A 13,148-nucleotide genomic window follows, 5' to 3' on the forward strand; every position below is an offset into this window, starting at 1 on the left:
ACCATCGAGTTCACAGAGCGCTTCGCTGCACAGAGGAAAGATAACACCCTAAGACTTTAGCTGAGTATTCACTCCAAAAAAGCTTTTTCCAGAGCCTGCGTATCGGCCCATATATCACAACGCTGTTTAGCCCGCGTAAGACCGGTATATAATAGCGAACGCGATAAAAGTTCTTTAGCGTAATCAGCAAGAAGAATCCCGACACGCTGGTACTCTGAGCCCTGACTTTTGTGCACCGTCATCGCGTAAGCAGGTTGCCAGGCTTTGAGCCTTTTCGGTGATACGATAATGCTCTCGCCCGAGCCTTGCGGCACCTCCACCTGAAACTTTCCCGTACTACCCGGCTCATGATTACGAGCAACGACAAAGCCAATATCACCATTAAAAACACCCAAGTCTGCGTGATTTTTAGTAATAAGAATGGCCTTACCATGATACAGGAAAGATCCGGTATCAACATTGGCGGAATAGTGCCCCGGTAGCATCGCCAGCAAACTTCGTTCAATATAATTATTCATAGCGATCACACCCTGCTCGCCCTCATGAGTCGAACATAGCAATTGGAAGTCAGCAAAGGCACTATTCAATGCTGCGATATCTGCTTGCTTCTGCACCGCCTCAAAATAGCTTTGATAGGCTGCCGTGATTGAGTGATGAACTTGCTGAGCATTCATTTCAGCTTGGTTTTCACCCTCTTGATAGTCGAACCATCGTACCTGCTTGTTATTGCTATCTAAGTGGCGACTAATGCAAAAGTCATTTTGAAAACCGATAAAATTACCGGCATTAATTTGCTCGGCAGCGCGCTTAAGTTCTCCACCAAAGCGGTAGGTCTTTCTCAAATAGCAAAGCGCTTGATTAATGCCTTCACTCGCTACTTTTTTGTCGACAGCTGGAGTTAGAAAGACTCCTGACTCATAGCCAGTCAGACTTGCCAGACGATCGGCAAATTCGCTACTATAAGACATATCCTCAAAACGCCTAACCGTCTCTGAGAATACCTCGCCCGGCTCCACGGGTGGCAGCTGATAAGGGTCACCCATAAAGATCACTTGTGTGGTGTCAGGCACGGTTTTGATTAACGCATGCATTAAAGCCAAGTCGATCATTGATGACTCATCAACAATCAAGATATCAGCTTCAGTAAGTGCAATTTCACTCCGCCCCGAAAAGAGGCTCTCTGCGTTAAGTTTTTCTGAATAAGAGTGTTGCGAAGGTAAAGCTTTATGGTCGATTAAGAAACGGTGTATCGTCTCACCATTAGCAGGCAAACACGCGCTAAGTGGAAGCATATCTGAGCCTTCTAGCACAGCCTGCTCAGTTTCGATTCGCTTAAGTTGGAAGGCGATTGAGTCCGCTAGACGAACGGCAGCCTTTCCTGTCGGGGCGAGCAACCTTACTTTTGCTGGTCGGCCCAAACGTAGCCTGAATGATTGATCGACCAAGTGCAACAGGCTTGCTGCTGTGGTGGTTTTTCCGGTACCGGGTCCCCCAGCAATCAAAGTTGTTTTTTGCAGCAAAGCATGTGCAGCTGCAACGGCTTGCCAGTCTGGTTTCTCGTCTGAGTCCACACCATTTAATGCAAACATGCTTTTTAAACACTGACTCAAACGATCCAACTGAGACTCGCTGAGTGCTTCGTCACTCAGGCTTTCACTGCTCACCCTTTTCGCTAACCAAGCTTCGAATTCACACTGTAGATTCCAATAACGAGTCAAATACAGCTTATCACCCGAAACAACCAAGGGCTTGACACTCTGTTTTGCATGCAGCCTCTTATGAGCTCTCGCTTGTGAGAAGTCATCGACGACGGAGAGCTGCAATAAGCTAGCTTTGAAGTCGTGATCAAGTCCTATCTTATGAGCTGACAAGGCAATACAGATTTGCCCCTTACTCGTCGCGTAGGACAGTTCACAGATTAAAAGCGCTAAGCTGCTGGCATGCTGTCGCTCTTCTTCTAACAAACCTTTAACCACAAACTCTGCGGCGTAAAGATCAAGCCAGCGATATGCAGTATTTTGTGCCTCGACCTGCTGAGCAAGGTTTTTCAGTACAGGCGTTTTAATTAAACTCATGCGCCCTCCAAATGCAGGTCGAGTGCTTCTATCAAAGCCGCTTCAGGTTTGATGAAATAGACACCCGTTTGCGATGCGCCCAACTCGTTCCCATCAGAGTTAAGTGGCATACCACGAAGATAGAGATAATATACACCACCAAAATCTCGTTCATAACGATAAGCAGCTCCCAAGCGTGCTTTTAGATAGCGATGTAAGGCAAGACTATAGATGAGGTACTGTAAGTCATAGCGGTGATCAAGCATCGCTTCAGAAAGTTTGTCGTGCGTATAATCTTCAAGTTGATCGCCTAGGTAATTCGATTTGTAATCTAGCAGAAAGTACTGCCCTTCTTTGACGAAAACCAAGTCAATGGCGCCTTTTAAGTGCCCTTCAAATGAAGCAAACTCAAGTGTTGGAACGGTCGACGCGTACGACTGAAGCAATTCATTAATACGCCCGATTTGGCAGCGCTGAACTTTAAAGTAAAACTCCATTTCTGCTTGAAAGTCACTTAGTGGCAATTGCGATAAGGAAAAGTTGTCGCTTAGCTTGGCATCTAGAATATTTTTTAACCACTCGCTTAAATAGGCAGACCAAAAAGGCAAAGCGCCTTCATCAACAAGGCGACTTAATGACAGTTTTTCTGCAATCATGTCTCGTAGGCTCAGAGGCTGGCCATCTGAGCGTAGTTTGGTGAGCGGCTGAGCCGTTTCGAATTCAATACTTTCAAACAAGGTATGTAAAAAAGTACCCGCCTTACTACCTCGGGGAAAGTCAAAAATGCTTAACTCTCGCTCTTCGCTTTCCGCTACGGGCTCTTTCGACGGCGTGCGACTATTGGAGCCTGGTGATGTCGTAATATGCTGACGCGCATGGCTTTCCTGCATTAGCCCGGTAAAGCTTTGAACTCGCCATTGGCTACTCAACCCTCTATCTAGCAGTTCACAAGCAATCGCCTCTTGCCGACCCTTGTCACGACCCTGTTCTGATTTAAAGTGCGCAAAACGATGTTGCTTTAGGCTCTCGCTTAAATCATCTTCGTCGAGTAAGTTAAATTGAATGACACCATTTGATTGTGCAGCCAAACCCTCTAAAGCCGAACGGTAGTTATCCTCGTCCAAACCTTCAAGTATTGCTTCACGGTCAAGCAGATAAGCCCAGGCAGTTTTCGCTACCCCCAAACTAAGTACGCCCGCGCCTTTATAAAAGTAGGTACCAAGGAAGCATTGATATTTTGCTCGTGTCAGTGCGACATATAATAAGCGGATATCTTCAGCCAGCCGCTCTCGGTCCACCAAACTGACATTTGACTCTTGCTTGAGTAAGTCGAGGTTTAACTTGCCGCTCTGATCATAAAACCACGCCATATCAGCACCACGGCCTGTGAATACAAACGGTAGAAAGACATAGGGATACTCTAAGCCCTTACTTTTGTGAATCGTGACGATACGAATTAGCTGTTCATCACTTTCAAGACGTAGACGACTCTCATCATCAGCCAGTACCGACGCTGAAATATTCTGACGAAACCAACGCAGTAGCGCAAAGTGACCACGTGTGACTTGCGCCTGACTTTGTAATAACTCCGCTAGCTGATTAACATTACTAAGGCGTCTTTCCCAGTCCTGGAACTGTGAGGCATCCTGGTGCCAAGATGCATAGACACCCAAGCGACTCATAGCGTCACGTATCGCGGCTAAGACTCCATGGCGATTCCAACATTTATGCAAGTCATTAAACAGCTCAAGATAATACTCCAAAACACTATCGTTATTTCGAATATCCAAGAGGCGTTCGTCGTCGATGCAAAAGAATAATTCAGACAGACAGCTCATTAGCAGATACTCATCACCCGGCTCTGCTATCGCTGCAAGCAAGCGATAAATGGCCTGCGCTTCTTCACTATCGTAAATATTGCTCTTGCCTTCGTAGCTTGCACTTAAGCCATAGCGTGCAAGGCGTTGCTTAACTAGCTCGGCCTCTTTTCCTGAACGAACTAATACGGCAATGTCTGAGTAAGCGGCCTTTCCTTCAGTCAGCAATGCAAGAATTTGTTGGACGCAATGATCGGCAAGTATGGAGGTCATCGCTTTTATATCACGTCCTTCAGGTCTTACTTGAGTGATGCAAAACGCAGGCTGACCACGCAAGTGCTCGGGTGTACTCTTCGCCGCGTTTACAGCGTTAAAAGGGATGTCTTCTGCGATAAATGGATTCGATTCGCGCTGGAATACCTGATTTACTGCTGTGACCATCTCAGGCGAAGAACGCCAATTGGTATCCATTGTGAACTGGTGGCCACGCGGGTGTTTGTCAATATCCTGCTTAGCTCTGAGGTAGGTGGCGATATCCCCGCCTCGAAAAGCATAGATTGCTTGCTTAGGGTCACCAATAAGCACCATCGAGGCATCTTTGCGAGACTCAATGCTTGACGAGAAAATACTCGAAAAGATATGGTATTGCTCACGATCGGTATCTTGAAATTCATCAATCAACGCTACTGAAAAGCGCTCGCGCACCGTATTAATTAATATATTACGTGTATCTTCGTCAGACAAAGCATTCGCTACGTTCAATATCAGGTCATCAAAACTGACAGCTTGTTGCCGTTCTTTCTCTTCATTGAACCGTTTACTGATCTCCTGGAAGCTTTGCACCAAGAACACTTCGCGTGAGCCAACTGGAAGTTTTCTCAGGTGCGCTTCTACAAAATTGAAGTAGGCATGCTCTGGAGGCACTCCACCCTTCTTCACGTCTTGGCTTAAATACCCTGGAGTAAAGACTTCAAACAGATTCTTACGTTTACTGGCTTTAGGAAAGTCGAAACTTGTGAACTCGGCTTCGCACCATTCGCGAATCAAAGTGAGCCATTTATTCTTATGGTTCACGCCTTTTAGCATTGATTCAGCGACAAGTTTCTGTACTTCATCGATGCTATCTAAGGTTCGTGAGCGAAGTGTTTGATACCAATCAATTGTGGCATGGTAATGCTGCTCCCAGGCTGAAAGACCACCCTCAAGTACAGCTGGTGTGAATACATCTGGTCGTCTATTAATCAAAGGTTCAAGAGACGACATCAGTTCTGCAGGCGTCGCCCAGTTACTATAGACCTCTAGTAACAACTCTTGTGGTAGAGCAAAGACTTCCTGGCGCCAGTAATCCTCACAGACCCGCAGCAACAGAGGCTTGGTGTCTTCCATCAGGTTTTGCGTAAAAGCGACATTTAAATCTAATGCATGACGCGCCAGAAGCTGCTGACAGAAACCATGAATTGTATGGATTTCAGATTGGTCTATTTGACGTTCTGCGATTCTTAAACGAAGTTTATCTGCCTCAATATCCGATGATTGTTGGTACAAATAATTCAGCACCTCATCGTCACTAGGTTCACCATTTAATACCTGGGAAAGCTCCTGAATTCGTGCACGGACTCGATCACGAAGCTCTTGCGTTGCTGCCTCGGTAAAGGTCACTACCAGAATTTCATCTACCCCGAGCTTTTGTTCTAGCAAATAACGTAAGTAGAGATTGGCGACCGCATAGGTTTTCCCGGTTCCTGCGCTCGCTTCAATTAGTGACAATGAATCAAGCGGGAACTGACAGAGGTCTAGCGTTTTCATTTTAGAACCTCCCCTTGCAAGTCGGTGAAAATAAACTCTTCTTTATAGGCAGCAACTTGCTTAACAAGTCGCTGCGACTCTATATCAGGTAAAACTCGAACCTCGGCGTGATCAGTATAAAGGCAATAGCGCTGCCAATAAGGGTCATCCATTTCACCTTCACGCGCGTTGTAGCCCTGTTTGTTACCTTCAAATATTTTTCTCGCTTTTGACTCGCCTTCAAATATCCAACTAAAGGCAGTCTTCGGTAGGAATGGCAGTGCTTCTTGCCCTGTTAGCGTAAAGAGCTCTAGCAAACCCTCCATATAAGATTTTGCGTCAGCAGCACTCAATTCAGGAAAGATCGTTACTTGCTCTGCATTAATCAACCTTGACTCGGTTTTTAGCTCAAGTCCCGTCTCGTGACCCGGTGCAACTTGATGGTGAAATAGATAGTTGACCACAACATGTTTTACCCAGCTAGAAAAGAACAACGCTGGCGAACTCCGGCTCAAACTAAACTCGCAAACAGCGCTATCCAGTAGGACTAGTGAACCAACTATGCGCTTACCAGAAAGCTGGAAGTCGATAACCAAAGTTGACGCTTCTTTCGCTAAAGCTCGCTCAATATAGGTAGATAAATCGACAAGTTCATCCTTCGCTTGAGCAAAGTAAGTTTCATCTAAAGGTGCTTTTGGCAGCCTCCCTGATAAGCGCCACTGATCAAAACACGCTTGTGTAAGCGTGTCAGAATCGACTTCCTTATGCATGTCCTTGACGACAGTTCTTAAGATATCACCCTTTAGTGCATAGATATCCAAACGGTCCAATGCAAAGGCTTCACTTTCTTCCAGATCATCTGGCAGTTTGCTAACCTTCAAACCAAGTATTTTCTGATAGTAGTACTTAAGAGGTGAAGACAAGGCGCTAAGCAATTCTTCCAAAGACAGACTTTGGATCTGTATTTCTGTTTCATCGTCTTCGACGAGTTGATCACTTTGAGGCTCAGCAAACATATCGAACTGATGTAATGGAGGCGCGTCTATTTCCAGAACATTGGCATTTGTTTCATCCTCTTCTCTAGACTCAAGTTCCAAGCCTCTGGAAAGGTCTTCCTGCTTTGGCGAAAACAGTGTCATCCAGTCCATGTTGTAGCTTTTGTCTAGTATTTTTTCACTGTGCGATTCAGAAACTTTTTCACAATAATAGTCGGAGTGAAAAGCTTGCAGGCGGTGCTGCTTGGTCCACAACTCCACTACATCGGCATCTGCTTCGTTCTCTATTTTAAAATACGTGCGGCAATAATCCTGTAGCTCACTCACTAGTACAGAGGGGTAGCGAATAGAATTATCGCTAATATTGCGACCCGTATAGCTGATATACAGATAATTCCTGGCACTCAGCAAAGCCTCCAGAAACAGGTAGCGGTCATCATCACGTCGTGAGCGGTCGCCAACTCGCCCCGGAGACCGTGCCATTAAGTCAAAGCTTGGTTTGTTTTCAGGCCTTGGATACTTTCCTTCATTCAAACCCAATAAACACACTAATGAAAACGGTACGCTGCGCATTGGCATCAGAGTACAAAAATTAATACGGCCAGAAAGAAATCGTTGCGAAACCTGCTCTTCTTCCAACACTTGCTTCACTTGCTGGGCAACGATGGAAAATGGCAAAGCTTTTTCATAGCCAGTAACTCTAAACTCATCACTTAAGGCTTCTAGCGCCTTTGCCATTGCCTGAGTAACACTTTCGTGCAAGGTATCCTGATCAAGCCATAAACGCCAGACATCTGCTATCGTAGCCAAAGCATCAAGGGGATGTTTTTCACCCGCTTGCATTGAGAGCGTTTGCTCAACAACGTCAATAAAGCGAACAAACTTACCCACCAATACCTGCTGATCTGAGCCGAACACCTCTTCCGGTATCACTTGTTCACCCGCAAAACTGGCGACAGGAACAGGCCCGAGAATATAGGCGCTTAGCAGGCGTTTAAGCGCTGCGAGCCAGGTTGTCTCGCCACCTGCGTCTTCTATATTTAATATCTTGTTACGATGCGTCTCAGAAAGCCCCCAACGAACATTCAAGACCTTGACCCAGTGATGAATACTAAGCAGCTCATCTTCATCAATGGAAAATCGCTGCCTGATTGCGGGAAAGTCCAAGCAATCTAATAGCTCGGCAGCCGTCATCCGACTTGACTCGAGTATCAATAGATTGCCAATACATTCCAATAAGGGTTGATGCCGATTCAAAGCCTGATCGGCAATAACATAGGGCAGGCTATGCGTTTGCCCATGGCGATCATAAACAAGGCGTGAAAAAACTGCCTCAATATAGGCGGCATAGTCTTCTATATCGGGCACCATCACAATAATATCGCGAGCATTTAAGCCGGGGTTTGCATCAAGCGTATTTAATAAGTAGTCGTGGAGAGCCTCAACCTCTCTTAAGTGGTTATGGCAACTTGCGAAGCGTATCGACTTATCGTCAGGATTCACACAATGGTGCTGGTTCTGCAGGTTCAAGATATCTGACTGAATTAAATTCAGCGCTGAATTATCTTCATCACCAAGATCATCGTAAAGCTCGGTGGCTAGATCAGCGAAAATTTCTTCTTGCATCAATAGCGACATATAATCGCGACCAAGCTTTCCCCATGACGCGAGCAAGGTGTTATGCTCAATAAAGTTTTCCGCTACCGTTTCAGCACTGACGCCCCGCGCAAGCAATGACTGATTAAGCAGGAGCTGCTGATACTCACTCATCACATCACCCCAGTAGTAGCGACAAGGGTTATTCACCACAACGTGTATATCAATGTGTTCAGCTAAAGCTTTGATAACAGCCAGCATTCTAGGAGGCAAGGCTGACAGGCCAAATACGAAGATTCGTTCGGGTAACTGAAGTTCCGCCCCTTTAGGTAGCGCTCTAATACAGGACTCCAGCCTGGTCAGCAGACTGGAACGATGCTGTCGTTGCGCCAAGGGCAAGTCAGGATAAACGCTACACCACAAGTCAGCCTGCCAAGCTTCCAATTCGGTAAATTGAGGACTACTGTAGTCTTTGGAATCCAGGCCGCTAGCAAGGCTCTTTATCGGCTTGCCTTGCTCCCATGCTTGCAACCATTCTGGGCGGTAGTTTTGATAGCCATCAAAAACGTCGGCTATGACACTCGCCATATCAAACACTAAAGACTGGGATAGCGCTTCATCGCCAGCGTTACCCAGCGCAGGCTCAGCACTCCCCTCATCAGTGTTTGGTGATAAGCTCTTGGCATAACGCCGTAAGCGCTGATATTCGGGCTGGGCAAGCTTACTCGGCAATTGTTCAAAAAGCTGCCACCTTAAATTCTGTTTCTCAAAGCCCTGTACTTGCAGAGGCTTCGGTAATAAGGCTTCAGCCAATTTCCAAATAAAAGACGCTGGCATGCTACATTCAACCATCGCAGAGATACCCAATTCTTCAGATATTTGCTGCTGAAGCCAGGTGCCCATACCGAAACTTTGAATAATCACCTTTTCCTGATCAAAGATTTTTTTCAGTGGTTCTCGTCTCATTATTTCAGCAATGATGAAAGCGAGGTTTTCAGTGCGATTCGAAGGGTAAAATTTAAGCATTAAATAATCAGTCAGATTTGAGAGTTGCGTGCGAAGAGCTAGCGCTATTTCTTTATTATCGTTGATACGTTAACTGAAATCATCAGGACTTTCACCTGCTTTTCGCGCTTATTTCAACTACGAGTCATCAACTTAATCGGCAAACTTAATGTAAGCTCTCAAGACATGAGCGGAAGTCCTTATTCATTGATATTATTGGATTTTTTGCTAACAAATAAAGTCGACGCCTGCATTGTTTTTTTGTATCATGAGAGTGTTTTTTGAACAGAGTCACATTTAAACCGTGAACAAAAAGCATTGCTTGTTTTCAACATTACAAATGAATATATTTCTTGCTGCGATATAAAAGTATCCAAGAATAATAGTTTTTAAAACATACAAATATAACGTCACCTGGCATGTTTTATTCACCGAATTAAACAGAGTCCAGTTAGGGGCCAAAAGCTTGCACGGTTCTAAAGGAAAGAAAAAACAAATCGGAACATGGTCCAAACTCGTGGCACTGTGCACCAAGTCCATGGGCGGATACTATCGCGCCAATGGCACTGTTGTTCGTGACCTGGCCAGCGATAAGGCGAGTGATGAAGCAGACGAGCCGATCTATGTTGAAACCGATGTTGCTTTTGCCAGCCTCAATGAGCGCACTCATGCTCGAATCAGGCACCAGGAAACCCTAAGACAAGCAAATATTGAAGCAATATTAGCAATTGCTTCCGGTCTACTAGGACAAAAAGTTACGGCTAAATCCGTAGATTCAGATTGGGCAAATATATTCTTTGACTACGCCCAGAATGTTAGTAGCAGCCCAATGCAAAGCCTCTGGGCCAGAGCTCTACTTTGTGAGCTAAAACGACCTCATTCAATCTCCAAGCGTAGCCTGAACTTTCTATACCATTGTGACGCTTGGGAAATTACTGCCTTTAAGAAGGTTTCCAACTATGCCTTTATCGGCCATAACGGTCACCCTTTTGTGTTTCGCGCCAACAACAGCTTAACGAAGGAAGATGATATATTTTCCGAGCTGCGCCTACTATCACACTGCGTCAATGCAGGTATGATTGCAAGAGACCCTAGTGAGCTACTAGTTGGCTACGAGTTTTATTACCGTAAAACGCGACATAGTGTTAGCCACGACTTTACCGCTCCCGGCCAAGGCGTCGGTTTCTATACCCAGGCATTCACCAAAACAGGTAGCGACTTACTCAAAATAATCGGTGGCTTAGACTCAATCCCAAGCAGTAACTTACAAAGAAGAGTCGTCTGGGAATACTTATCTGACTTTATCGATATTGAAGCGGCAACAGCTAATAGCAACAAAAGCAGCACCCTTAAAGAATCTATCGCCGGTTAAATCGCACGCTCCAAAATTATCAAAGAGTTAGTGAAGTACTTAAACTAAGCCCGAAACAAAAAAACCGACAATCAATGTCGGTTTTTTTATGGGTGAGAAAAGGAGCTTAACCCTGATCGCGCCCCTTACCTGCAGCGATACGTAAACGTAGAGCATTCAATTTAATGAAACCTTCAGCATCTTTCTGATCATATGAACCACCGTCATCTTCAAATGTAGCGATACTCTCATCAAACAAGGTTTCTTCAGATTTACGACCGACAACCACAACGTTACCCTTATAAAGCTTAACGCGAACAACACCGTTTACATAATGCTGTGTTTCATCTATCAAGGCTTGAAGCGCTTTACGCTCAGGGGACCACCAGTAACCGTTATAAACCAACTCCGCATACTTAGACATAATACTGTCTTTCAAATGCGCAGACTCTTTATCGAGAGTCAAAGATTCAATCGCACGGTGAGCCTTAAGCATAATCGTGCCCCCTGGCGTTTCATAGCAGCCTCGAGACTTCATACCTACATAGCGGTTTTCAACGATATCCAAACGGCCGACACCATTATCACCACCGACCTTATTCAAGGTCTCAAGCACGGTTGCCGGGCTCATCGCTTCACCATTGATCGCGGTGATATCGCCTTTCTCATATGTCAGTTCGATATAAGTCGGTGTATCTGGAGCGTTCTCAGGAGAAACAGACCAACGCCACATTTCTTCTTCAGGCTCATTCCAAGGATCTTCTAGCATATCGCCTTCATAAGAAATATGTAGCAAGTTTGCATCCATAGAATAAGGAGACTTACCTTTCTTCTTTTCAACTTCGATACCGTGTGTATCACAATAGGCTAACAAGCTTTCACGAGAGTTGAGATCCCATTCTCTCCAAGGTGCAATGACCTGAACACCCGGCTTAAGTGCATAGGCACCTAACTCAAAACGAATCTGGTCATTACCTTTACCGGTCGCACCGTGAGAGATAGCACAAGCACCTGTTTCATTAGCAATTTCGACCATTCGCTTGGCAATTAAAGGACGAGCAATAGACGTACCTAACAGGTACTCGCCTTCATAAATAGTATTTGCTCTGAACATCGGGAAAACATAGTCACGAACAAATTCTTCGCGCACGTCTTCAATATAGATTTCTTTAACACCCAATGCTTCTGCTTTGGAACGTGCAGGTTCAACTTCTTCACCTTGACCAAGGTCAGCTGTGTAGGTAACAACTTCACAGTTGTATGTTTCCTGTAACCATTTAACGATTACAGAGGTGTCTAGACCACCAGAATAAGCCAAGACAACTTTGTTAATTTCTGACATAGAAAGGCTCCAACTATCGAAGATGCAGACAAAACAAGCTGTCACTCTTCAGCCACAAACAGCTAAACGAGTGAAATCCTGTTCCGCTTAATAATATTCATTACGAAAAGGCGGCTATTCTACTTGCTGTTGGGCCACAAATACAAATATTGCCGAGATATTTACTGTATTACGCTTAATCTAGATCGCGAACCAGCCGAACGGTGCTACGTCTATTCAGTTTCTTATTCTTTTTGGTGTTATTTTTAGCCACCGGATAACGCTCACCATGGTAACGTGTACGGATAATATCGGCTTCCAGACCATTATTGATTAAGTAATCCCTAACGGCTTGCGCGCGTGCTTTAGATAAGCGCCGGTTATAAATTCTACGGCCAGTACTGTCTGTGTGACCATCAACATAAATAGCTGTCACACTCGAGTCATTTAAGACATAGAGAACCACCAAATCCAGTGACTTTATATCACGCTCGGTTAGATCTGACTTATCAGATTCAAAATGCACACGCGTTTTCTCGACCTGCCTAAAATTAACCGGCAACAAACCTGCTATACAATCAAGATAGCCATTATAGATTGACTTGAAATTAACACTATTAATTCTAACCCTGATTGAATCATCGCTGTACCAAGCTTTCCGGGTAAAAGTTGGCGTCATGCCTTCTAATAGGCCCTGCATCATATTAGTCGCTTTAGCTCTAGGCACACTTAAAGGCTGATCACTATCTACAACGTCGACATAACCCAGATCCTGAATTACCTTGCCCGGCTTCCAAGATGAAGCCTCAACCACTAACGCCGCTTTACCCGGTTTCATAGGGTTATTATTAGTCATCGTATAGAAGCGCAGGTTCTCTCCTGCTTCATGATAGAAGACACCCTTACCATAATAAGGAATATCATGAACCAGACTGCATTCGAATATAGAGGAAGACAGGTACCACTGACTCTGATCCAGCTCTGCGCTATAGGTTTTGGCATGGGCAAGGCTTGATAAGCAAGCTAACACGACTCCTAACATTAAGCCTCTTACAAAAGTACTACCGCGCTTCAAATCGGACACCTCACAAATTCTCTTACCATAATAAATCGGATCAGCTCTTTTTGTAGCAAGCCCCTAATAAGGTATTTTCCAAGTCACATAAAAACTGAAAACAAAACCTGGCAATTCTTTGCCCTATCATAACCTTGCTCTGATATACT

At 44.9% G+C, this 13,148-nt stretch carries 6 protein-coding genes; 1 reads left to right on the top strand and 5 read right to left on the bottom strand.

The features are described from left to right. Positions 1–68: 68 nt before the first annotated feature. Genes recD through recC form a run of 3 tightly spaced genes read right to left on the bottom strand, consistent with a single transcriptional unit; the run spans position 69 to position 9,273 of the window. The gene (gene recD, locus A3729_RS16080) at positions 69–2,075 is read right to left on the bottom strand and encodes an exodeoxyribonuclease V subunit alpha (RefSeq protein ID WP_068507843.1); all 2,007 of its coding nucleotides are present in this window, start codon (positions 2,073–2,075) and stop codon (positions 69–71) included. Further along, a complete protein-coding gene (gene recB / locus A3729_RS16085; RefSeq protein ID WP_068507845.1) occupies positions 2,072–5,677 on the bottom strand; it encodes an exodeoxyribonuclease V subunit beta in 3,606 nt (1,201 codons plus the stop codon). The genes recD and recB overlap by 4 nt, the downstream gene beginning before the upstream one ends. Further along, positions 5,674–9,273 (bottom strand): exodeoxyribonuclease V subunit gamma, encoded by a 3,600-nt coding sequence (gene recC, locus A3729_RS16090; protein ID WP_068634076.1) that lies wholly within the window; start codon positions 9,271–9,273, stop codon positions 5,674–5,676. The genes recB and recC overlap by 4 nt, the downstream gene beginning before the upstream one ends. Before the next feature lie 445 nt (positions 9,274–9,718). Here recC and A3729_RS16095 point away from each other — a divergent pair, with 445 nt between their 5' ends. Next, positions 9,719–10,624 carry a DUF2806 domain-containing protein gene (locus A3729_RS16095; RefSeq protein WP_156490393.1) on the top strand — a complete coding sequence of 302 codons (906 nt, stop codon included), beginning with the start codon at positions 9,719–9,721 and terminating at the stop codon, positions 10,622–10,624. Between the two features lie 106 nt (positions 10,625–10,730). Here the strand turns inward: A3729_RS16095 and A3729_RS16100 are convergent, their stop codons facing one another. Together A3729_RS16100 and A3729_RS16105 are read right to left on the bottom strand one after the other, a co-directional pair. Then, positions 10,731–11,945, bottom strand: a complete 1,215-nt coding sequence (locus A3729_RS16100; RefSeq protein WP_068507850.1) for an argininosuccinate synthase — start codon at positions 11,943–11,945, stop codon at positions 10,731–10,733. Positions 11,946–12,120: 175 nt separating this feature from the next. After that, on the bottom strand, positions 12,121–13,008 hold the full coding sequence (locus tag A3729_RS16105) for an OmpA family protein (RefSeq protein WP_197475879.1): 888 nt from the start codon (positions 13,006–13,008) through the stop codon (positions 12,121–12,123). Positions 13,009–13,148 lie beyond the last annotated feature (140 nt).

This window comes from Oleiphilus sp. HI0043 (genome assembly GCF_001634935.1).

What these genes read in the sequence shown, in the direction of transcription:
- recC (WP_068634076.1), bottom strand. Translation starts at nt 9,273, where the DNA reads ATGCTTAAATTTTACCCTTCGAATCGCACTGAAAACCTCGCTTTCATC.
- recB (WP_068507845.1), bottom strand. Translation starts at nt 5,677, where the DNA reads ATGAAAACGCTAGACCTCTGTCAGTTCCCGCTTGATTCATTGTCACTA.
- recD (WP_068507843.1), bottom strand. Translation starts at nt 2,075, where the DNA reads ATGAGTTTAATTAAAACGCCTGTACTGAAAAACCTTGCTCAGCAGGTC.
- A3729_RS16100 (WP_068507850.1), bottom strand. Translation starts at nt 11,945, where the DNA reads ATGTCAGAAATTAACAAAGTTGTCTTGGCTTATTCTGGTGGTCTAGAC.